18 protein-coding genes are annotated in these 22,998 nt (G+C 67.1%); 15 read left to right on the forward strand and 3 right to left on the reverse strand.

Annotated features, from left to right (window positions below):
• The first annotated feature begins 270 nt into the window (after positions 1–270).
• From metH to QTH90_RS15065, 4 genes are read left to right on the forward strand one after another with little or no spacing between them, the layout of a single operon-like run.
• On the forward strand, positions 271–2,985 hold the full coding sequence (gene metH / locus QTH90_RS15050) for a methionine synthase (protein WP_444814726.1): 2,715 nt from the start codon (positions 271–273) through the stop codon (positions 2,983–2,985).
• A gap of 55 nt (positions 2,986–3,040) precedes the next feature.
• The gene (locus QTH90_RS15055; protein WP_286665353.1) at positions 3,041–4,810 is read left to right on the forward strand and encodes an ArnT family glycosyltransferase; all 1,770 of its coding nucleotides are present in this window, start codon (positions 3,041–3,043) and stop codon (positions 4,808–4,810) included.
• On the forward strand, positions 4,794–5,756 hold the full coding sequence (locus QTH90_RS15060; RefSeq protein ID WP_286665354.1) for a glycosyltransferase family 2 protein: 963 nt from the start codon (positions 4,794–4,796) through the stop codon (positions 5,754–5,756). Before QTH90_RS15055 ends, QTH90_RS15060 begins: the two co-directional genes overlap by 17 nt.
• Positions 5,753–6,151: a GtrA family protein gene (locus QTH90_RS15065; protein ID WP_286665355.1), complete on the forward strand. Its 399-nt coding sequence runs from the start codon at positions 5,753–5,755 to the stop codon at positions 6,149–6,151. The genes QTH90_RS15060 and QTH90_RS15065 overlap by 4 nt, the downstream gene beginning before the upstream one ends.
• Before the next feature lie 33 nt (positions 6,152–6,184).
• On the opposite strand, the gene QTH90_RS15070 is transcribed toward QTH90_RS15065, so the two are convergent.
• From QTH90_RS15070 to QTH90_RS15080, 3 genes are read right to left on the reverse strand one after another with little or no spacing between them, the layout of a single operon-like run.
• Positions 6,185–7,384 carry an amidohydrolase family protein gene (locus QTH90_RS15070; RefSeq protein WP_286665356.1) on the reverse strand — a complete coding sequence of 400 codons (1,200 nt, stop codon included), beginning with the start codon at positions 7,382–7,384 and terminating at the stop codon, positions 6,185–6,187.
• A gap of 1 nt (position 7,385) precedes the next feature.
• Positions 7,386–8,189: a TetR/AcrR family transcriptional regulator gene (locus tag QTH90_RS15075; protein WP_286665357.1), complete on the reverse strand. Its 804-nt coding sequence runs from the start codon at positions 8,187–8,189 to the stop codon at positions 7,386–7,388.
• A gap of 14 nt (positions 8,190–8,203) precedes the next feature.
• The gene (locus tag QTH90_RS15080; RefSeq protein WP_286665358.1) at positions 8,204–8,977 is read right to left on the reverse strand and encodes a ferredoxin--NADP reductase; all 774 of its coding nucleotides are present in this window, start codon (positions 8,975–8,977) and stop codon (positions 8,204–8,206) included.
• Positions 8,978–9,213: 236 nt separating this feature from the next.
• On the opposite strand from QTH90_RS15080, the gene QTH90_RS15085 reads away from it, so the two are divergent.
• The 11 genes from QTH90_RS15085 (at position 9,214) to QTH90_RS15135 (ending at position 22,938) form a co-directional block, all read left to right on the forward strand.
• Positions 9,214–10,839 (forward strand): 6-hydroxynicotinate reductase, encoded by a 1,626-nt coding sequence (locus tag QTH90_RS15085; RefSeq protein WP_286665359.1) that lies wholly within the window; start codon positions 9,214–9,216, stop codon positions 10,837–10,839.
• Positions 10,840–10,957: 118 nt separating this feature from the next.
• Entirely contained in the window at positions 10,958–11,881 is a 924-nt protein-coding gene (locus QTH90_RS15090; RefSeq protein WP_286665360.1) for a UPF0280 family protein, read from the forward strand.
• A 21-nt stretch (positions 11,882–11,902) separates the two neighbouring features.
• Positions 11,903–12,544, forward strand: a complete 642-nt coding sequence (locus QTH90_RS15095; RefSeq protein ID WP_286665361.1) for an amino acid synthesis family protein — start codon at positions 11,903–11,905, stop codon at positions 12,542–12,544.
• A gap of 136 nt (positions 12,545–12,680) precedes the next feature.
• Positions 12,681–13,265 carry an amino acid synthesis family protein gene (locus QTH90_RS15100; RefSeq protein WP_286665362.1) on the forward strand — a complete coding sequence of 195 codons (585 nt, stop codon included), beginning with the start codon at positions 12,681–12,683 and terminating at the stop codon, positions 13,263–13,265.
• Between the two features lie 49 nt (positions 13,266–13,314).
• On the forward strand, positions 13,315–14,526 hold the full coding sequence (locus QTH90_RS15105; RefSeq protein ID WP_286665363.1) for an ABC transporter substrate-binding protein: 1,212 nt from the start codon (positions 13,315–13,317) through the stop codon (positions 14,524–14,526).
• 18 nt (positions 14,527–14,544) lie between these two features.
• On the forward strand, positions 14,545–16,464 hold the full coding sequence (locus QTH90_RS15110; RefSeq protein ID WP_286665364.1) for an ABC transporter permease: 1,920 nt from the start codon (positions 14,545–14,547) through the stop codon (positions 16,462–16,464).
• Positions 16,461–17,264 carry an ABC transporter ATP-binding protein gene (locus QTH90_RS15115; RefSeq protein WP_286665365.1) on the forward strand — a complete coding sequence of 268 codons (804 nt, stop codon included), beginning with the start codon at positions 16,461–16,463 and terminating at the stop codon, positions 17,262–17,264. Before QTH90_RS15110 ends, QTH90_RS15115 begins: the two co-directional genes overlap by 4 nt.
• Entirely contained in the window at positions 17,261–17,995 is a 735-nt protein-coding gene (locus QTH90_RS15120; RefSeq protein ID WP_286665366.1) for an ABC transporter ATP-binding protein, read from the forward strand. Before QTH90_RS15115 ends, QTH90_RS15120 begins: the two co-directional genes overlap by 4 nt.
• Before the next feature lie 37 nt (positions 17,996–18,032).
• Positions 18,033–18,764 (forward strand): bifunctional nicotinamidase/pyrazinamidase, encoded by a 732-nt coding sequence (gene pncA / locus QTH90_RS15125; protein WP_286665367.1) that lies wholly within the window; start codon positions 18,033–18,035, stop codon positions 18,762–18,764.
• The gene (locus tag QTH90_RS15130; RefSeq protein ID WP_286665368.1) at positions 18,764–19,249 is read left to right on the forward strand and encodes a (2Fe-2S)-binding protein; all 486 of its coding nucleotides are present in this window, start codon (positions 18,764–18,766) and stop codon (positions 19,247–19,249) included. Before pncA ends, QTH90_RS15130 begins: the two co-directional genes overlap by 1 nt.
• Complete coding sequence (locus QTH90_RS15135) at positions 19,246–22,938, forward strand: molybdopterin cofactor-binding domain-containing protein (protein WP_286665369.1); 3,693 nt, start codon at positions 19,246–19,248, stop codon at positions 22,936–22,938. Before QTH90_RS15130 ends, QTH90_RS15135 begins: the two co-directional genes overlap by 4 nt.
• Positions 22,939–22,998: the final 60 nt, after the last annotated feature.

The raw sequence follows: 22,998 nt of genomic DNA on the forward strand, positions 1-22,998 counted from the left end.
GAGCGTTGCAGCGCCGCCGTCTTCCCAAACGAAGCGGCTGCGTCAGGCTTGGGCTATCTCCCGTCTTGCGAAGCACACAGCGCGCGAGCCCAGAGATACCGCAGAACTGGCTTTGCCAGGCTGCAGGTATCGCCCCCTTGCAGGGGGTGGGCGAAGCGACACGCAGTGCGCGGAGCCTGGGGGTGAGCAGTTTTGCAACGACGCTCGCCTGATCCGACGTTCCGCAGGTGAGTCATGTCTTCTGAGCCCCAATCCATCCACGTTCCCCCGATGAAGCTGTCCGGCCTGGAGCCGGTGCAGATCGGCGAGGGCGCGCTCTTCGTCAACATCGGCGAGCGCACCAACGTCACCGGCTCCAAGGCCTTCGCGCGGATGATCCTCAACGGCCAGTTCGAGGAGGCGCTCGCGGTCGCGCGCCAGCAGGTCGAGAACGGCGCGCAGGTCATCGACATCAACATGGACGAGGCCATGCTCGACAGCAAGGCCGCGATGGTTCGCTTCCTGAACCTGATCGCCAGCGAGCCCGACATCGCGCGCGTGCCGATCATGGTCGACAGCTCCAAGTGGGAGGTGATCGAGGCCGGCCTGCGCTGCATCCAGGGCAAGGGCATCGTCAACTCGATCAGCATGAAGGAGGGCGAGGACCAGTTCCGCCACCATGCCCGGCTGCTGCGCCGCTACGGCGCGGCGGCGGTCGTCATGGCCTTCGACGAGAAGGGCCAGGCCGACACCTACGAACGCAAGATCGAGATCTGCGAGCGCGCCTACCGCATCCTGGTCGACGAGATCGGATTCCCGCCCGAAGACATCATCTTCGACCCGAACATCTTCGCGATCGCCACCGGCATCGAGGAGCACAACAACTACGCGGTCGACTTCATCAACGCCACGCGCTGGATCAAGCAGAACCTGCCGGGCGCGAAGGTGTCGGGCGGCGTCTCCAACGTGAGCTTCAGCTTCCGCGGCAACGACCCGGTGCGCGAAGCCATCCACACCGTGTTCCTGTACCACGCCATCAAGGCGGGCATGGACATGGGCATCGTCAACGCCGGCATGGTGGGCGTCTACGACGACCTCGAGCCCGAGCTGCGCGAGCGCGTGGAGGACGTGGTGCTGAACCGCCGCCCCGATGCCGGCGAGCGTCTCGTCGAAGTGGCCGAGACCGCGAAGAGCGGCGCCAAGGACGAGAGCAAGAAGCTCGAATGGCGCGGCACGCCGGACCATCCGGTGACGGTCGAGCAGCGGCTGTCGCACGCCATGGTGCACGGCATCACCGACTTCATCGTCGAGGACACCGAGGAGGCCTACCAGGCCATCCTGGCCAAGGGCGGCCGCCCGCTGCACGTGATCGAAGGCCCGCTGATGGACGGCATGAACATCGTGGGCGACCTGTTCGGCCAGGGCAAGATGTTCCTGCCGCAGGTGGTGAAGTCGGCGCGCGTGATGAAGTCGGCCGTGGCCCACCTCATCCCCTACATCGAGGAAGAAAAACGCCAGGACGAGGCCGCGGGCCGCGACGTGCGGACCAAGGGCAAGATCGTCATCGCCACCGTCAAGGGCGACGTGCACGACATCGGCAAGAACATCGTCACCGTCGTGCTCCAGTGCAACAACTTCGAAGTGGTGAACATGGGCGTGATGGTCCCGTGCCACGAGATCCTGGCGCGCGCCAAGGTCGAGGGCGCCGACATCGTGGGGCTCTCCGGCCTCATCACGCCGAGCCTGGAAGAGATGCAGTACGTCGCCGGCGAGATGCAGAAGGACGAGCATTTCCGCATCAAGAAGATCCCGTTGCTCATTGGCGGCGCGACCACCAGCCGCGTGCACACGGCCGTCAAGATCGCGCCGCACTACGAGGGGCCGGTGGTCTACGTGCCCGATGCCTCGCGCAGCGTGAGCGTGGCGCAATCGCTGCTGTCGGAGCAGGCGACGAACTACATCAGCGAGATCAACGCCGATTACGACAAGGTGCGCCTCCAGCACGCCAACAAGAAGCAGGTGCCGCTGTGGCCGCTCGCCAAGGCGCGCGCCAACAAGACGCCGGTCGACTGGTCGAGCTACCTGCCGCCCGTGCCGAAGTTCATCGGCCGCCGCGTGTTCCGCAACTTCGACCTGACGGAACTCGCCAAGTACATCGACTGGGGGCCGTTCTTCCAGACCTGGGACCTGGCGGGCGCCTTTCCGGCCATCCTGAAGGACGAGGTGGTGGGCACCGAGGCCGTGCGCGTGTATGCCGATGGCCAGCGCATGCTCAAGCGGCTGATCGAAGGCCGGTGGCTGTCGGCCAGCGGCGTCATCGGCTTCTGGCCGGCCAACACCGTGAACGACGATGACATCGTGCTCTACACGGACGAGTCGCGCACCGACGCCGCGCTGACCTGGTACGGCATGCGCCAGCAGACGGAGAAGCAGATGATCGAAGGCGTGATGCGGCCGAGCCGCTGCCTCGCCGACTTCGTCGCGCCGCGGGAGAGCGGGCTGAAGGACTACGTGGGCATGTTCGCCGTCACCGCGGGCCTCGGCGTCGAGAAGAAGGAGAAGTACTTCGTCGACGACCTCGACGACTACTCGGCCATCATGCTCAAGGCGCTGGCCGACCGGCTGGCCGAGGCTTTCGCGGAGGCGCTGCACCATCGCGTGCGCACCGACCTCTGGGGCTACGCATCCGACGAGACGCTGAGCAACGAGGACATGATCGGCGAGAAATACCGCGGCATCCGGCCCGCGCCAGGCTACCCGGCCTGCCCGGACCACAGCGTCAAGCGGCCGATGTTCGACCTTCTGAACTGCACGGATATCGGCATGACCCTGACGGAGAGCCTCGCTATGATGCCCGCGGCCAGCGTCAGCGGCTTCTATCTGAGCCATCCCGATTCGACCTACTTCAATGTCGGCAAGATCGGGCACGATCAGCTGCAGGATCAGGCCGCACGTCGCCATGAGAGCGAAGCGGATCTCGAGCGGCTGCTGGCGCCGAATCTTTGACACGGCCGGCCGGTGCAACCATGACCGGCGCAGGGGAGCTGTTATTCAAAAATTGATGTTTGCAGCCGCGCACTACGCGGCGCTCGCGGTGTTCGTGGTCAGCTGTTGGGGTATCGGGCGGATGCTGCTGACGCGCATCGGCGTGCCGATGCGCCGCGATGTCTGGCTTGAAGCGGCGATGGCGGTGGCCACCGGCATCGGTGTCGTCATCTGCGTCTTCCAGGCCATTGCCATTGCCGGCCGGTTCAATGGGGCCGCTGTTCTGCTGGTGGTCGCGGCAGGCATCGTGGCGGCGCTTGCGCAGTTGCGCGCCTGGCTGCGCGAGGTGCGGGTGCGCGAAGTGGCTGCAGCCTTGTCCTGGCTCGAGAAGCTGGGCATGGTCGTGCTGGCCATCGTCGCGGTGCCGGCGCTGGTCGCGCCATTGGCGCCGCCGATCGCGTTCGACGAGCTGATGTACCACCTTCCCTATGCGCGCGAGGTGGCGCACAGCGGCTCGCTCGGCATCTACGAGTGGCTTCGCTACCCCTGGTTTCCCTACAACTACAACCTGCTCTATGCGGCCGCATTGATGGTCGGCGACGACGTGCTGCCGCACTTCGCGAACGCGCTCGCCGGCTGGCTGTCGGTGTGGATCGTCTACCGCCTGGGCGTGGTGCACGTGAACCGCGTGGTCGCCTGCATCGGCGCCGCGATCTGGCTGGGGCTTGGCGACTATTCCAACGCGCTGATCGACATCAGCGTCGCGCTCTTCGTGCTCGCCGCTTGCGTGGCGTTGTGGTGGTGGCGCGAGTCGCCGCGCGAAGGCGCAGGCTGGCTGGCGCTCGCGGCCTTCTTTCTGGGCGTCGCGGCCGGGTCGAAATACCAGGCCCTGACCGTCACGCCGCTGGTCGCGGTGTTCGTGCTGCTGCACGAGCGCCGCCCGCGCGTGCTGGCCGTCGCGCTGGTGAGCTTCCTGATCCCGTGCTTGTACTGGTATGCGCGCAATGCCGTCATGACCGGCGACCCGTTCAATCCGATCGGCGCGCGCGTGTTCGGCTTCACCAACTGGAACGCGCAGGACTACCTCATGCAGTTCCAGGACGTGCGCGACCATGCGTCCTTGCCGAGCCCGCTCATCTGGGCGGTGCTGGCCGTGCCCTTCAGCGCCTACTGGTGGCGTTCGGCCGCGTTGCGCGCCGCTTTCGTGTTCTGCGTCTACTCGCTGTTCGTCTGGAGCCTGACCTCGCGTTATCCGCGCTATCTGACGGCCGCCTTTCCGATCCTCGCGCTCACCGCGGGCGTCGGATGGCAGACCATCTTCGGTGCCGTCGCGCTCAGGCTGCGCCGGGCAATGCCTAACCTGGATTCCGGCGGCGGACTCGACCGGGCAGGGCGATGGCTGGGCGTGGCGCTGCTGGCGGTGCTGGTGGGCTTTGGCGTTCACCAGAGCCGGAAGAAGCTGGTGATGGTCGCCACGACACCCGCCGAGCGTGAAGCCGTGCTGCGAAAGCACGTGCCCGGTTATGCGGTCATGGACTACCTGCGCGAGCACGCGACCGGGCGTGTCTATCAGATCGCGCTGAGCGAGGCGACCTACTACGGGCCCGCCCCGGTCTGGGGCGATGCGATCGGGCCGTGGCGCTACACGGACTTCATCGTCCTCCCGCCCGCCGAATTCGCAGGCAAGCTTGCCGGCCTGGGCTTCGAGGCGATTGCCGTTGCCGGGGGCGGTGCGCACCTGCTGGAGGCACAGCCGGGCTTCCTTGACCAATTCGCCTTGATGTACGAAAAAGACGGCGCCAAGGCCTATCGCAACCTCCAATACAAGAATGACCGGAAGCCCTGACCCACGCGCCCTGCGCGTCGCCGCCGTGATCCCGTGCTTCAACGAGGCACTGTCGATTGCCCAGGTGGTGGACGAATTCCGCGCGGCGCTGCCCGAGGCGGAAATCCACGTCTTCGACAACAACTCGACCGACGGCACCGCCGATGTCGCAAGGGCCTGCGGTGCGACGGTCACGCACGTGGCGCTGCGAGGCAAGGGCAACGTGGCGCGCCGCATGTTCGCGGACGTCGAGGCCGATGTCTACGTGATGGTCGACGGCGATGCCACCTACGACGTGCGCGACATTCGCCGGCACATCGATCTCCTGGTGCAGGACAACCTCGACATGATCGTCGGCTCGCGCATCGACGACGGCGAGGATGCGCAGACCTACCGGCGCGGGCATCGTTTCGGCAACCGGTTGCTCACCGGCGCAGTGGCCAGCCTCTTCGGCGGGCACCTGACCGACATGCTGTCGGGCTATCGCGTGTTCTCCCGGCGCTATGCCAAGTCCTTTCCGGCCGTGTCGGAGGGCTTCGAGATCGAGACCGAGCTGACAGTGCACGCCCTTGAATTGCGCATGCCTTTTGCCGAGGCGCCGGTGCTCTACCGCTCGCGCCCCGAAGGCTCGGAGAGCAAGCTGTCGACCTATCGCGACGGCTGGCGCATCCTGAAGACCATCTGCAAGCTCTTCGTCAGCGAGCGGCCCCTGCTGTTCTTCAGCGGCGTCGCGGGGCTGCTCGCGCTCGTGTCGGTCGTCCTGGCCGAGCCGCTGCTGGTCACCTACCTGCGCACCGGCCTCGTCCCCCGTCTGCCGACGGCCGTGTTCGTGACCGGCACCATGCTGGTCGCGATGCTGGCCTTCGTGTGCGGCGTGGTGCTGCACACCGTGACGATCGGCCGGCAGGAGGCCAAGCGGCTGCGCTACCTGGCCATTCCGGGCGTGCGGCACCGCGGCTCTCCATGAAGGCAGGGCGGGAGTTCCTGTCCTTTGCGGCCGTCGGGGTGGTCGGGTTCGGGGTCGATCTGGGCGTGCTCTACCTCGTTGCACCCTTCATGGGGTGGTACGGGGCACGGGTGGTGTCCTTCATCGCGGCGGCCACCGCCACGTGGGCGCTGAACCGGCGCTACACGTTCACGAGCCCGCGCCCGGGCGCATCGCTGGCGCGCGAGTACGCGCACTACCTGCTGACCATGCTGGCCGGGGCGATGGTGAACTACACGGTCTACGTGCTGACGCTGCATTGGGTCAGCGGCCCCTTGGCACCGGCGCTCGGCGTGGCGCTCGGGAGTTGCGCGGGGCTGGCGGTCAATTTCCTGTCGGCGCGACACCTGGTCTTCAAGTCCGCGCGCAAGCATTGAACGACTTCCTCCCCCAAGGGGGAGAGCCGCCTGTCAGTGGGCGGCTGAAACCACCACGGGAATCTCGGTCGCCGGCGGCGTATTGCGGCTGCGGCCGCAGCGCACGATGCCGTCGATCATGACCATCCCCACGCCCGGAATGTCGCCGAGCTGCACGCTTTCGAGCAGGGTCTTGCCGGCCGTGTGCTGCGCACGGTCCATGAAGACGAAGTCGGCGTCGCGTCCGACCTCGACCAGCCCGCAGTTGAGCTTGCGGATGCGCGCCGTGTTGCCCGTCGCAAAGCAGAACACCAGCTCGGCCGGGATGCCCGCGATCGACGACAGCATCGACACCATGCGCAGGATGCCCAGCGGCTGCACGCCCGAGCCGGCCGGCCCGTCGGTGCCGAGGATCACGCGGTGCGGGCACTTGAGATCGAGTGCCGCCTTCGCCGCCGCGATCGCGACGCGCTCGTTGCCGTTGTGCACGATCTCGATCGCGCGCGACGACTTCTCGCACAGCTCGCACACATGCGCCTCGGGCAGCGAGGTATGGCCACCGTTGATGTGACCGATGACGTCCGCGTCGGCTTCGAGCACCACGTCCTTGTCGATCAGGCCAGAGCCGGGGATCGACGGCCCGCCCGTGTGGATCGTGCTCTGGATGCCGTACTTGCGCGCCCAGGCCACCATCTCCTTGGCCTCGTAGCCGGCCTTGACCGAGCCGAGGCCCACCTCGCCGAGCAGGCCCACGCCGGCTTCCGCCAGCTCCTTGAAGTCGCTCTCGACCATGCCCTTCTCGATGACCGGAGCGCCGGCCAGCACTTTCACGCCGCCGGGACGGAAGTTGTCGAAGGCGCGCTGCGCGGTGATGGCCAGCGCCTTCAGGCCGACGATGTCCTTTGGGCGGCCGGGCAGGTGCACCTCGCCGGCGGAAATCATGGTGGTCACGCCGCCGTTCATCGTCGAATCGATCCAGCCGATCTGGCCCTGGCGCGGCGTCCAGTCGCCGAAGACGGGGTGTACGTGGCTGTCGATCAGGCCGGGCGCGACGCAGGTCTTCCTGCAGTCGATGACGGTCTGCGCGCCTTCGAGGTCGCAGTCCTTTTCCTTGCCGATCGCGACGATCAGGCCGTCGTTCACGACGATGGTGTCGGCGTCGAGGATGGGCTTGTCGATGTCGCCCGAGAGCAGCAGGCCTATGTTCCGGATGACGACCTTGCCCGACTTGGCGCCGGTTGCGACTTCTGCCATGTCAGGCCTCCCGCCGGGCCGCCCCAAGGGAGGCCTGCGCCCCCTTGGGGGGCAGCGAACGAATGTGAGCTTTGGGGGTCATATTGTCCTGTTCGTGGGGTGGGGATGTTGCTTCTTCGGAAGCCCCCGCATCGACCGTGCGCAGCACCGTCTCGATCACGAAGTCTTCCCAGTGCGCGACGGCCTCCGACGTTTCCAGCGGTTCACCGAGGAACGCAGTCAGCGTGTGGCGGTTCGACGTGTAGAAGTAGCCGGTGGACGCGATCAGCAGGTACAGGTCGCGCGCCGCCACGTCCTTGCGGAACAGGCCCTGCGCGACGCCGCTCGCCACGATCTCATGGATGATCGAGATCGCCCGCGACGAATACTCGCGCGCCCGCAGCGACTTTGCGATGTGCCGGCCCTTGTGCAGGTTCTCGGTATTGAGCAGCGTGACGAACTCGGGGTTCTTGCGGTAGTAGCCCAGCACGAAGCGGATCACCGCCGTGAGCGACTCCACCGGGCGCGTCGCGTCGAGATCGATCGCGGCCTCCGCGTCGTCCATGCGCCGGTAGATGCCTTCGAGCACCGCGATGAAGAGGCCTTCCTTGCTGCCGAAGTAGTAATAGATCATGCGGTCGTACGACTTCGCGGCCTTCGAGATCTTCTCGACGCTGCCGCCGTCGTAGCCGTACTTCGCGAACACCTTTGTCGCTGCGCGCAGGATGCTCTCGCGCGTGGCCTGCGCAGCAGCTTCACGCACGCCGGTGCGGCGCGTCGCGGCCTTGGGGGCGCCCTTGCGGGCGGCTGCCTTCGCTTCGGCCATCACGGACTTCGTTTCTACTTTTCGGCGAAGGCGCGCTCTACGACGAAGTCGCCGGGCGTGGACGTATTGCCTTCCTTGAAACCGCGTGCTTCAAGAATGTGCTTGAGGTCGACCAGCAGGCCGGGGCTGCCGCACAGCATCACGCGGTCTTCCGCGGCGTTGAGCGGCGGCAGGCCCAGGTCGTCGGTGAGCTTGTTGCTCTCGATCAGCTCGGTGATCCGGCCCATGTTGCGGAACTCCTCGCGCGTGACCGTCGGGTAGTAGAGCAACTGCTTCTCGATCATCTCGCCCAGGAATTCATGCTTGGGCAGGTGGTCGGTCACGAGGTCGTGATAGGCCAGCTCGTCGATCTGCCGCACGCCGTGCACCAGGATGACCTGCTCGAACTTCTCGTAGGTCTCGGGGTCGCGGATGATGCTCATGAACGGTGCCAGGCCGGTGCCGGTGCCGAACAGGTAGAGCCGCTTGCCGGGGAGCGTGTAGTCGATCAGCAGCGTGCCGGTGGGCTTGCGGCCCACGATGATGGTGTCGCCTACCTGGATGTGCTGGAGCTTCGAGGTCAGGGGGCCTTCTTCCACCTTGATGCTCAGGAACTCCAGGTGTTCCTCGTAGTTGGGGCTGACGATGCTGTAGGCGCGCAGGAGCGGCTTGTTGTTGACCTTCAGGCCGATCATCGTGAAGTGGCCGTTGGAAAAACGCAGGGCCGGATCGCGCGTGGTGGTGAAGGTGAACAGGCGGTCGGTCCAGTGGTGGACGCTCAACACACGTTCTTCGCTGAATGCACTCATAAGGGTCAGGAATGGTTATGAACGAAAAAGGGAACCCCCGATTGTCGGCGACGTCCACGAAAACACCATTGCAAGCATCGGGCCCGTTTGCTACATTGATCTTCAATGTAGTGTTTGCCACATGAAAGTGTAGGGAATGCTACACAAACGTCACTTCCAGCACAAGCGCCAGTGCAAGAGGGTCAAAGGCACAGATGTTGCACGGCCCGTTGCCTGATTCCCACGAGACGCCCGCGATGACCGAACACACGAAGACAGACGGATTGCCCGGCATGGACATGCCGGTCTTGCCCGAGGCCACCGGCCGCGCGCCGCTGCGCAACGAGAAGATGAGCGCCAGCAAGGTCGAATGCAACGCCTGCCCGGTGCTGTGCCAGATCTCCGATGGGCGCACGGGCGCCTGCGACCGCTATGCCAATCGCGACGGCGTGCTGGTGCGGGTCGATCCGGTGGTGTTGCTGCGCCGCGAACTCGCGACCGAATCCCCCGCGCTCGTGCCCTTCGCCCGGGTGAACGCCGAACTCGACGAGGTGGAGCGCAGCGCCGAACCGGTCGTCGACCTCGACTGGAACGGCGATCTCCTTCGTGCCGACGAGGTCTTTGTGACCGGCGTGGGCTCGTCCACCACCTACCCAGACTACAAGCCCGCGCCCTTCATCGTGGCTTCGAAGGCGCAGGGCGTGGACATGGTGACGGTCGTGACCGAAGGCATCTTCAGCTACTGCAGCTTCAAGGTGAAGATCGACACCGACCGCTTCCTCGGCGCCGAGCAGGCCAATGTGCGCTATCGCGGCGAGGTCGTGGGTCACGTCACCACCGCCGAATACGGCTCGCAGATGCTGTCGCTCGGCGGCGTGCACCACCTCACCGGTGGCAGCAAGAAGGAAGGGCGCATGACGGTCGAGCTGATGCAACTGCTCGGCAACAAGAAGCCGGTCGAATGCGTGATCGACGGCGGCGCCAGCATGGTGATCCAGGCCGGCAAGGCGCCGATCGTCAATGGCGTGGAAGAGCAGCGCATGCGCGTAGGCTGCGGCTCGGCGGCGGTCGGCATCTTCGCGCGCCAGCTGTTCGGCCATGCCGACGAGGTGGTGGTGGTCGACGACCACATCACCGGCGTGCTGACCGAGCACCAGGCCGGGCGCTGCCTCGACATGCCGGCTTCGGGCATCCAGATGCGCGGGCGCAAGTCGACGCCGGGACGCTACTTCCAGGTCGCGAACCCGGGCAATGGCTGGGGCGGCACGGATATCGACGATCCGCTCTCCATCATCGAAGGCTGGGAAGAGGGCGTGGCGCGCCCCGGCTTGCGCCTGCTGATGACTTCGACCACCGGCGAGCATGCGCAGTGGTATGTGCTCGACGAGCAATTGCGCCCGGTCGAGCAGGAGATGCCGGCCGAGGTGCGCCGCATCGTGGAGCGCATCGGCGAGAACTGCGAACCCTCGCTGTGCACGGTGCTGTTCCTCGGTGGCGCGGGCGGCAGCCTGCGCGCTGGCGTGACGGAGAACCCGGTGCTGCTCACCCGCGCCATCAAGCGCGCGCTGGTCAACGTGACCTGCGGCGGTGCACCGGCCTACGTGTGGCCCGGCGGCGGCATCACGGTGATGGCCGATGTGCTGCGCATGCCCGACAACAGCTTCGGCACGGTGCCCACGCCCGCGATCGTCGCGCCCATCGAATTCAGCATGCGGCGCGAGGACTACGCGGCGCTCGGCGGCCACATGGAGCACGTGTTTTCGCTCGAACAGGCGCTTGCTCGGGGCGCCTGGCAGGACGACGGTGCGCCGCTGGCGCGCCAATGGCTGCGCATGGATGCAGCCAATCCCTGGCCCTTGGGCCAGCCCCCGATGCTCGGCTAGAAATGACAGCCCCCCGGCTTGCCACTGCGTGTGCTTCGCCACCCCCCGAGGGGGAGGCGCGGCTCGCCTTGGGGCGGCCCGGCGGCGGCCGCATCACCATTTCAGAGAGGTCGGCGCCATGACTGCCCAACGCACAGCGCTCGACGGCGGCCGCTGGCATCTCAACCACGGCCCCATCGACATCATTGCCGAGGCGCATGGCGATGCAGTGGAGGTCGCGGTGGCGCACGAGCACGTGTGGCGACGCTTCAGCACCCTGCTCGACGAACTCGTGGCCGAGTTGCCTTTGCTGCGCCAGCCCGTGGGCAGCGACTGCGCGTTGCGCGGCCCCATTGCGCAGCGCATGTGGAATGCGTGCGTGCCGTTCCGCGCCGGCTTCATCACGCCGATGGCGGCTGTCGCCGGCTCCGTCGCGCAGGAACTCATCGCCTGCTTTCACCGTCCCGGCATCGAGCGCGCGTGGGTCAACAACGGCGGCGACATCGCGCTGCATCTTGCGCCCGGGCATTCCGCGCGGGTCGGCCTGTTTGCCGATCTCGCGCGCTTCGACTTGCGCGACCAGGGGCCGGTCACGACAGATGGTCAATTCGAGATCATTGCGGACATGCCGGTGCGAGGCGTCGCCACCAGCGGCTGGCGCGGCCGCAGTTTTTCGCTCGGCATCGCCGACAGTGTCACCGTGCTCGCCGCGACCGCGGCCGAAGCGGACGCCGCGGCCACCGTGGTTGCCAACGCCGTCGATGTCGACGACCCGGGTATTCATCGCGTTCCCGCGAGCGAGTGCAAGGACGACAGCGACCTCGGCGACATCCCCGTGACGACGAACGTCGACGCCCTGGCGCCCGCGCAGGTGCGCCGCGCACTGGATGCGGGCGTTGCCCGTGCGGACGCCCTGCAGCGCCTCGGGCTCATCTGGTCGGCCGTGCTCGTTTGCCAGGACCAATGGCGGGTCGTCCAACCCTTAAGCTCGCAGACCTCGGCGACATCGCGGCGAATTGCGGGCGACGGTGCCGGCAGTGCAGTTGGTTCAGTATTTGCTTAACGAAAAGCAGGACTTCTTTTCATGATCGATATACGCCGTGTCTTTACCCAGGTCGAGCACATCCACCACGAATTCGGACCGCGCGCCGCAACGCCGCTGGTGCGCGGCGCCATCGGCGCGGTGCTGACCAATCCCTTCGCGGGCCGCTACGAGCCCGACATCCTGCCGATGATGAAACTGCTCGATCCCGTCGGCGTCGACATGGCGCACCGGTTGCGCGCCGCGATGGACGTGCCGGTCGAGCGCATCGCCACTTACGGCAAGGGCGCCATCGTCGGTGCGGCCGGCGAACTGGAGCATGGCGCCCTGTGGCACGTGCCCGGCGGCTACGCGATGCGCGAGCTGCTCGGGTGGAAGGGCGATCGCGATGCCTATCGCCAAGGCAAGGCCGAGGAGAAGACGGGCCAGCCGGGCAACGCGCTGTCGATCGTCCCCTCGACCAAGAAGGTCGGGCCACCCGGAGCGGCGCTCGACGTGCCGCTCACCAACATCAATGCGAGCTATGTGCGCGGGCAGTTCGATGCGATCGAAGTACGGGTGCCCGGTGCGCCGGCGGCCGACGAGATCGTTTTCATACTGGCGATGACCACCGGCTACCGAATTCACGATCGCGTAGGCGGCCTTCGCGCCGAAGACATCAGCAAATGGGATGGCCTGAGATGACTACCCCCCAGTCTTCGCGCACTTCGTGTCGCTTCGCCAACCCCCCTGCAGGGGGGCAACACCAGCGGCCCGGCCAAGCCGGTTCCGCGGTGTTTCCCGAAAGACGGCCGGACCTCGCCAACACAAAGGACAAGCAATGACAGCAAATATCCGCAAGCTCGTGATCCAGGTCGACGAGACCCGCAAGGAAATGGGCAAAACCGTCGAGCCGCCGACGCGCCGTGCCGTTGCCATCGCCGTCATCGAGAACCCCTACGCGGGCCGCTACAGCGAATCGCTCGATGACTTGATCGCCATCGGCGAAGAACTCGGCGCGCTGCTCGGGCAGAAGGCCGTCGCGGCGCTCGGCATCGAGCCGGGCCAGGCGCAGAGCTACGGCAAGGCCGCGATCGTCGGCGAGGCCGGTGAACTCGAACACGCGGCCGCCATCCTGCATCCCAAGCTCGGCGCACCGCTGCGGGTGGCGGTCGAGAAGGGCGCGGCGCTGGTGCCCTCCGCCAAGAAGCGCGGCACGCTGGGCACGGCGATCGACGTGCCGCTCGGCCACAAGGATGCGGCCTTCGTGCGCAGCCACTTCGACGCCGTCGAAGCCCGCGTGTCGGACGCACCGCGCGCCAACGAGATCGTCGTCGCCGTCGCGGTCACCGACAGCGGCCGCCCCCTGCCGCGCATCGGTGGCCTGCAGGTTTCCGAGATCAAGGGCGAAGACGGCCTTCGCTGAGCCGCTCGCCGCATCATTTATTTTTGTGTTCGTACCCAAGGAGCTTTCGATGAATCCCCTGCGTCTTGCCTTCAGCGCGGCCGCCGTCGCCACGCTAGCCACTGCCCTCGTCCCCGCGCACGCCCAGGGCGTGATCAAGATCGGCGAGATCAACAGCTACAAGGCGCAGCCCGCCTTCCTCGAGCCCTACAAGAAGGGCATGGAACTCGCCGTCGATGAGATCAACGCCGCGGGCGGCGTCAACGGCAAGAAGATCGAACTGATCAGCCGCGACGACAACGCGAACCCCGGCGACGCCGTGCGCGTGGCCGAAGAGCTGGTCTCGCGCGAGAAGGTCGACATCCTGGCAGGCACCTTCCTGTCCAACACCGGACTCGCCGTCACCGACTTCGCGAAGCAGAAGAAGTTCTTCTTCCTCGCCGGCGAACCGTTGACCGACAAGATCACCTGGCAGGGCGGCAACCAGTACACCTTCCGCCTGCGCCCCGGCACCTACATGCAGGCTGCGATGCTGGTGCCCGAAGCGGCCAAGCTCAAGAAGAAGCGCTGGGCGGTGGTCTACCCCAACTACGAATACGGTCAGTCGGCGGTCGCTGCGTTCAAGCAGTTGCTGAAGGCTGCGCAGCCCGACGTGGAGTTCGTCGCAGAGCAGGCCACGCCGCTGGGCAAGGTCGACGCTGGCAGCGTGGTGCAGGCGCTGGCCGATGCCAAGCCCGATGCGATCTTCAACGTGCTCTTCGGCGCCGACCTGTCGAAGTTCGTTCGTGAAGGCAACACGCGCGGCCTGTTCAAGGATCGCGAAGTCGTGAGCGTGCTGACCGGCGAACCCGAGTACATGGACCCGCTGAAGGACGAAGCGCCCAACGGCTGGATCGTGACCGGCTATCCGTGGTACGGCATCACCACGCCCGCGCACAAGGCCTTCGAACAGGCCTACCAGGCGAAGTTCAAGGACTACCCGCGTCTCGGCTCGGTGGTGGGCTACAGCATGATCAAGTCGGCCGCAGCCGGCATCGCCAAGGCGAAGAGCACCGATCCGGAGAAGCTGGTCGCCGCCTTCAAGGGCCTGCAGGTCGACACACCCTTCGGCAAGATCACCTATCGCCCCGAGGACAACCAGTCCACCATGGGCGCGTTCGTGGGCCGCACCAAGAACGACGGCGGCAAGGGTGTGATGGTCGACTACGTGTACCTCGACGGCGCCGATGCGAAGTACCAGCCTTCCGCCGCCGAAGTGAAAAAGTCGCGCGCAGCGGACTGATCGAGGGACGAGCGAGTCATGAGCTTTTCCGGTTTCATCGTCCAGCTCCTCAACGGGCTGGCGAGCGCGTCGTCGCTGTTTCTCGTCGCGGCAGGTCTGTCGCTGATCTTCGGCGTCACGCGGATCGTGAATTTCGCGCATGGCTCGTTCTTCATGGTGGGCATCTATGTGGCCTACACCCTGGTCGATCGGCTGGGCACCGGCATGGGCTTCTGGCCCGCGCTGGTGATGGCGGCACTGGCGGTCGGCGTGCTGGGCGCGCTGATCGAGGTGGTGCTGCTGCGGCGCATCTACAAGGCGCCTGAACTCTTCCAATTGCTCGCGACCTTCGCGCTGGTGCTGGTCATCAAGGATGCGGTGCTGTGGCTGTGGGGGCCTGACGAGTTGCTCGGGCCACGCGCGCCGGGGCTCTCGGGTTCCGTCACCATCCTCGGGCGGCAGTTTCCTTCGTATGACCTCTTCCTGATCGTCGTCGGGCCCGTGGTGCTCGGGCTGGTCTGGATGCTCCTCACCCGCACGCGATTCGGCACGCTGGTGCGCGCAGCGACGCAGGACCGCGAGATGGTCAGCGCGCTTGGCGTCAACCAGGCATGGCTCTTCACCGCGGTGTTCGCGCTCGGCGCGCTGCTGGCGGGGCTTGGGGGCGCGTTGCAGCTGCCGCGCGAGCCCGCGACGCTGGAGATGGACCTCAACACCATCGGCGCGGCCTTCGTGGTCGTGGTGGTGGGCGGCATGGGTTCGATCCCGGGCGCCTACGCTGCCGCGCTGCTCATCGCCGAGATCAAGGCGATCTGCATCTGGCTTGGCGTGGTCGACATTTTCGGCATCAGCGTCTCCTTCTCGAAGCTCACGCTGGTGGTCGACTTTCTCGTGATGGCCGTCGTGCTCGTGTGGAGGCCCTGGGGCCTGTTCGGCCGGCCGCAGGCGCCGAGCCGCTACGTGGGCATGCAGGAAGAGCCTCTGCGCCGCCCCAGCAAGGTCTACCTGATCGCCGCCGCAGTGTTCGGTCTCGTGCTCGCCGCCATGCCATTCCTCACGGCAGGTTCTCCCTACACGACGGTGCTGATGATCGACCTCATGATCGCCGCGCTGTTCGCAACCAGCCTGCACTTCATCATGGGGCCGGCGGGCATGCACTCCTTCGGCCATGCCGCGTACTTCGGGCTCGGGGCCTACGGTGCCGCGCTGCTGGTGCGCGCGAGCGGCATGCCGATGGAACTGGCATTGGTCGTCGCGCCGCTGGTCGCCGCGGCCGGCGCCTTCGTCTACGGATGGTTCGCGGTGCGGCTGTCGGGCGTGTACCTGGCGATGCTCACGCTCGCTTTCGCGCAGATCACCTGGGCCATCACTTATCAATGGGACAGCTTCACCGGCGGCAGCAACGGCCTCACCGGCGTCTGGCCGTCCGCATGGCTCTCCGACAAACGCGCCTACTACTGGCTCACGCTCGTGCTGGTGGCCCTCGGGGTGCTGTGGCTGCGACGCGTTCTGTTCTCGCCCTTCGGCTATGCGCTGCGCGCCGGCCGCGATTCGGCGCTGCGCGCGGATGCCATCGGCATCGACGTCAAGCGCATGCAGTGGGCCGCCTTCGTGATCGCGGGCACTGCGGCGGGGCTGGCCGGTGCGCTCTATGCGTTCTCCAAGGGCAGCATCTCGCCGGAATCACTGAGCGTCGGCAAGTCGGTCGACGGGCTGGTGATGGTGCTGCTCGGCGGCATCCAGACGCTCGCGGGCCCGGTGGTCGGGGCCGTCACCTTCACCTGGCTCCACGACACCGTGGCGCGCAATACCGATTACTGGAGAGCCATGCTGGGCGGGATCATCCTGTTGCTCGTGCTGCTGTTCCCGCAGGGGATCGCCGGCTTTGCCAAGCAGTTGTTCGATCGCCGGCGCCACGCAGCGGAAGCCGGCGCGGACCTGAAGGAGGCGAAGGCATGAGCCTCCTCAAAGTCAACGAACTCGGCAAATCCTTCGGCGGCGTGAAGGCCGTCGACGGCATCAGCTTCGAGCTGGCGCCCGGCGAACTGCTGGCGCTGATCGGACCCAACGGCGCCGGCAAGTCGACCACCTTCAACATGGTGAACGGCCAGTTGAAGGCGGACCGCGGTTCGATCCTGCTCGACGGCCAGGAACTCGTGGGCCGCAAGCCGCGCGAGATCTGGCGCATGGGCGTCGGGCGCACCTTCCAGATCGCAGAGACCTTCGCATCGCTCACGGTGGTCGAGAACGTGCAGATGGCCCTGCTCTCGCATGACCACAAGCTGTTCTCGACATGGCGCCGCGCGGCCGACTACAAGCGCGACGAGGCGCTGACCCTTCTGGACCAGGTCGGCATGAAGGCACAGGCGGATCGCCCCTGCAGCGTGCTCGCCTACGGCGACGTGAAGCGCGTGGAACTCGCGATCGCGATGGCCAACAGTCCCAAGCTGCTGCTGATGGACGAGCCCACCGCCGGCATGGCGCCCAAGGAACGCAATTCGCTCATGGCATTGACCAAGCAACTCGTCATCGACCGCGGCATGGCGGTGCTTTTCACCGAGCACAGCATGGACGTGGTGTTCGCTTATGCCGACCGGATGATCGTGCTCGCGCGCGGGCGTCTCATTGCGCAAGGCAAGCCGCTGGAGATCCGCGACCATCCGAAGGTGCAGGAGGTCTACTTCGGTAGCGGCAAGACCTTCGAGAAGATCGCCGAGAAGGCCGCAGCGGTGAATGCGGCGGTGGGAGAGCACGCATGAGTTCGCATGAAGTGTTGCTCGAAGCGAAGGCCTTGTGCGCCTGGTATGGCGCCGCGCAGATCCTCTACGACGTCGACCTGGACGTGCGTCGCGGCGAAGTCGTCGCGCTCATGGGGCGCAACGGTGCGGGCAAGTCGACCACGCTCAAGGCGCTGATCGGCATGCTTGCCAAGCGTCGCGGGGCGGTGCGCTTTCTCGGGCACGACATCTCGAAGAGCGAGCCGCACCATGCGGCGCGCATGGGCCTGGGCTTCGTGCCAGAGGACCGCCGCGTGTTCACCGACCTCAGCGTGATGGAGAACCTCGAAGTCGGCAAGCAGCCCGCGCGCCGCTGGGCCGACGGCACCGATGCGCCGCTGTGGACGCCCGAGCGCCTGTTCAAGCTTTTCCCCAATCTCGGCGAGATGCCGAACCGTCCCGGTGGCCGCATGAGCGGCGGCGAGCAGCAGATGCTCACCGTGGCGCGCACGCTGATGGGCAATCCGTACCTGGTGCTGCTGGACGAGCCTTCCGAAGGCGTGGCGCCGGTCATCGTCGAGCAGATGGCGAACATGATCCTCGAACTCAAGGCGCAGGGCGTGAGCATCCTGCTGTCGGAGCAGAACATGCACTTTGCGGAGCTGGTCTCCGACCGTGCGTACGTGCTGGAGAAGGGCCAGATCCGCTATCAGGCGTCGATGGCGGACCTGGCGGCCAATGACGAGGTAAGACGCGCCTATCTCAGCGTATGAGCCGGCCCACAGTTTCTTAAACCGAGGAGTGACCACCATGCACGACACGCAACGCAGATCCCTCTTGAAAGCGGCCGCAGCCTTCGGGCTTGTCGGCGGGCTGGGCGCCACGACGCCGTTCTTCGCGGCGGCAGCCGCAAAGATCAAGCCGGCGGCCAACTCGGCGCTCATCGTGGTCGACGTGCAGAACTGCTTCATCGACGGCGGCACGCTGCCGGTGAAGGGCGGTGCGGAGGTGGTGCCCGTCATCAACAAGCTCGCGGGCGCGTTCGAGAACATCGTCGTCACGCAGGACTGGCACACGGCCGGCCACGCGTCGTTCGCGAGCACGCATTCCGGCAAGAAGCCCTTCGAGAGCACCAAGCTGAGCTACGGCACGCAGGTGCTGTGGCCCGATCACTGCGTGCAGGGCACGGAGGACGCGGCACTCAACAAGGACCTGAAGCTGCCCACGGCGCAGCTCATCATCCGCAAGGGCCACCATAAGGACATGGACAGCTACTCCGCATTCGAGGAGGCCGACCACAAGACGGTGACCGGACTGGGCGGCTACCTGAAGGCGCGGGGCATCAAGACGGTGTTCGTCACCGGCCTTGCCACCGACTTCTGCGTGGCATGGACCGCGATGGATGCGCGCAAGGCCGGCTTCGAGGTCTACGTGATCGAGGACGCGACGCGCGCCATCGACCTCAACGGATCGCTCGCGGCCGCATGGAAGCAGATGGCCGCCAAGGGCGTGAAGCGCATCCAGTCTTCCGACATCGTGTGATGCGTCCCGCTGGGTTCGGACTGAAGGTCAACGGACGCAGTGTCGAACTCGCAGCGTCGCACGAGGCGACGCTTCTCCATGTCTTGCGCAACGACCTGGGCCTGAACGGGCCCAAGTTCGGCTGCGGGCTCGGGCAGTGCGGTGCCTGCACCGTGTGGGTCGATGGCGTGGCGGCGCGTGCCTGCGTGATTCCGGCGCACGGGGTGGCCGGCCGCGAGATCACGACGCTCGAAGGTCTGGGCTCGCGTGAGCGCTGGCACCCTGTTCAGCAAGGCTTCGAGGACGCACAGGCCGCGCAATGCGGCTATTGCCTCAACGGCATGGTGATGCAGGCCGCCGCCTTGCTCGCGCGCGAGCCAAACCCGAGCGAGGCGCGCATCCGCAGCGAACTCTCCGGCAATCTCTGCCGTTGCGGCACGCACGTCGAGATCGTGACCGCGGTGCAGCGCGCCGCGATGCGGATGGCGAAGGGCGCCGACACGTGACACGGCGCGCCGACCAGCCTCGCACGCGCAGCGAATTCCTCCATGCCGATGGCGTGCTCGTGATCGTGCGCGAGACGCCGCCCGCGCCGCCGCCGGCCAAGGGGCAGCCGGCGCTGGTCGCGGGCAATCCGGCCGAAGGGCCGGAGGTGCTGCTGGCGATCTGGGACGACGGCAGCGTCACGGCGCTCAACGGCCACGTCGATCTCGGTACGGGCATCCAGACCGCGCTGTCGCAGATCGTGGCGGAAGAACTGGATCTGCCGATGGCGCAGGTCCGCATGATGCTGGGCGACACGGCGCGCGTGCCGAACCAGGGGGCGACGATTGCAAGCGCCTCGATCCAGATCCATGCCGGTCCGTTGCGCCATGCGGCTGCGCAGGCGCGGGCCTGGCTGGTGGCGCAAGCCTCCGAGCACTTTGGCGTGCAGCCTGAATTGCTCCAGGTGCGCGAGGGGCGCCTCCATGCGGGCGACGATCCCGCCTTCAGCATCGGCTTTGGCGAGCTGGTGGCGGGCGGGCGCACGGTGCTGCAGCTCGACACGCTCTCGCGCCTGAAGAATCCGTCGGACTACCGCATCGTCGGCAGCTCGGTGCCGCGCGTCGACATCCCGGCCAAGCTGGCGGGCGAACTGGTCTTCGTGCACGACATGCGCGTGCCCGGCATGCTGCATGGCCGCGTGGTGCGGCCGCCGTATGCCGGTGCGGACCATGGCGACTACATCGGCAACACGCTGGAGTCGGTCGACGAATCGTCCATCGCGCATATTCCCGGCATTCGCGGCGTCGTCGTCATCCGCGATTTCGTGGGCATCGTGGCGGAACGAGAGGAACATGCCGAGCAGGCGTTGCGCGAACTGCGCGTGACGTGGAAGGCGTGGCCCGGCCTGCCGTCGCTCGATGACCTCGAAGCCGCGCTGCGCGCCAATCCCGCCACGCAGCGGCTGCTGGTGGACGAAGGCGACGTGGACGGCGCTCTCGCGGCCGCTGCCGAGCCGATGCCGCGCACCTACGTGTGGCCCTACCAGATGCATGCGTCGATCGGCCCGTCGTGCGCGCTCGCGCACTGGGAGCCGGGTGGCGGCGACGGCTTCAGGTTGCGCGTGTGGGCCGGTTCGCAGAACCCGCATGTGCTGCGTGCCGATCTCGCCAAACTGACGGGCCTGGACGACCTGGAGGTGGATGTCGTGCGCATGGAAGCGGCCGGCTGCTACGGCCGCAACGGCGCGGACGACGTCGCGGCCGATGCAGCGCTGCTGGCGCGCGCGGTCGGCGCGCCGGTGCGCGTGCAGCTCACGCGCGAGCAGGAACACGCGTGGGAGCCCAAGGGCGCTGCGCAACTGATGCAGATCCAGGGCGGGCTCGATGCGGATGGCCATGTCGCGGCCTACGACTTCGAGACGTCCTATCCGTCGAACGGCGCGCCCACGCTCGCGCTGCTGCTGACCCGCACCATCGAACCCGTGGCGCAGGCTTTCGAGATGGGCGACCGGACGGCACGGCCTCCGTACGCCTACGGCAATCTGCGCGTGAAGGTCAACGACATGGCGCCGATCGTGCGCGCCTCATGGCTGCGCGGCGTGTCGGCATTGCCGAATTCGTTCGCGCACGAGTCCTATGTCGACGAACTGGCGACGGCGGCGGGCGTCGATCCGGTCGCCTTCCGGCTGCGGCATCTGCACGATCCGCGCGCCGCCGAGCTGGTACGCGAGACGGCGCAGAAGGCCGGCTGGCGCATGCGCACCGGACCGCAGGAAAACGCGGATGGTGGCCTCGGACCCGGCGGCGACATCCTGTTCGGCCAGGGCTTTGCCTATGCGCGCTACGTGCATAGCAAGTGGCCGGGCTTCGGCGCGGCATGGTCGGCGTGGGTCGCGGATGTCGAGGTCAATCGCAAGACGGGCGAGGTGCACGTGCGCCGCGTGGTGGTCGGGCACGACGCGGGGCTGATGGTCAATCCGGCCGGGGTCGAGCACCAGATCCACGGCAACGTGATCCAGGCCACGAGCCGTGCGTTGAAGGAGCGTGTGCAGTTCGCGCCGCAGTCGGCACCGGATGTCGAGTCGCTTCCTGGCGTGCGGCCTTCGGGCGTGGTGGCGAGCCGCGAGTGGGGCAGCTATCCGATCATCAATTTCCGCGAAGTGCCGGTGATCGAGGTCATGCACATGCAGCGCCCCGGCGAGCCGCCGCTCGGGGCGGGGGAATCGTCGTCGGTGCCGGGAACGGCGGCGATCGCGAATGCGATCTTCGATGCGACGGGCGTGCGCTTCCGGGCGCCGCCGTTCACCCCCGAGGTGGTCCGTGCCGCCCTGAATCCGCTCCCCGCCGCCGTCGCACCCCCAACCCAGCCTTCCAGAGGGGAAAGGAGCGAGCTGCCTGCCTCCGCGCCTTGGCCGCGTCGCAAGGGGCTCTGGGTGGGCGCCGGCGCAATCGTCGTTGGAGCGATCGGCGTGGTCGCAGGCCTGCTCGGCTGGCGCTCTGCGATTGCGCCGGTTTCGCTCAGCGCACCCGTCTACAGCGAAGCCACCATCGAGCGCGGACGCACGCTCGCCGCGCTCGGCGACTGCGCTGTCTGCCACACCGCATCCGGGGGCACGCCCAACGCCGGCGGCCGACCGATGGACACGCCCTTCGGCACCATCTACACGACCAACCTCACCCCCGATGCCGACACCGGCCTCGGGCGCTGGTCCTTCAGCGCCTTCCAGCGCGCGATGCGGGAGGGCATCTCGCGCGATGGCCATCACCTCTACCCCGCCTTTCCCTACACCGCCTTCGCGAAGACCAGCGACGACGACCTGCAGGCGCTCTACGCGTACTTCATGTCGCTGCCGGCCGTGAGCGCCGAGACGCCGAAGGCGCAACTGACGTTTCCTTTCGGTCTGCGCCCGCTCATGGCGGGATGGAACGCGCTTTTCCATGACCCGTCGCCGCTTCGACCCGTGGCCACACAGAGCGCCGAATGGAATCGCGGCGCCTATCTGGTCAACGGCCTGGGCCATTGCGGCGCCTGCCATACGCCGCGCAACGCGCTGGGGGCGGAGCAGGGTGGCAAGGCCTTGCTGTCCGGCGCGATGGTGGACGGCTGGGAGGCGCCGGCGCTGACCTCGCTGTCGACCGCGGCGGTGCCCTGGAGCGCCGAGGCCCTCTACGGCTATTTGCGCAACGGCCATGCGCGCGACCACGGCATTGCCGGCGGCCCGATGGCGGAGGTGGTGCGCGAACTCGCCGCCGTGCCGGACGCGGATATCCGCGCGATGGCGACCTACCTCGCCTCTTTCCAGCCCGCGGCAGCCGAAGGAGCCGACGCCGCACAGGCACAACGCGCCATCGCCTCGGCCGCCAGCAGCCAAGGCCAACTGCTCGGCCCGGCCCAGCGCATGTTCGACAGCGCCTGCGCCGCCTGCCATCACGACGGCGACGGGCCCACGCTGCTCGGCGTCAACACGCCGCTCGCGCTCAACAGCAACCTGACGAGCGCGCGGCCGGACAACCTGCTGCGCACCATCCTCGACGGCGTGCGAGAGCCGGCCTCGCGCGACATCGGCTTCATGCCTGCTTTCCGCGAGGCGCTCGACGACGCCCAGATCGCCGAGCTGGCCGGCTACATGCGTGCGCGCTTCGCGCCGCAAGAGCCGGCGTGGGCCGATCTGCCGCAAAGCGTCGCACGCGTTCGCGCGACGGCACGCTGACAGTCCCGTACGATCCGGGGCGACCGGCCGAATCACCGGCCCATTCATCTGGAGACCCCT

The sequence above is a fragment of the Variovorax flavidus genome (assembly GCF_030317145.1).
GTDB lineage: Bacteria > Pseudomonadota > Gammaproteobacteria > Burkholderiales > Burkholderiaceae_C > Variovorax > Variovorax flavidus.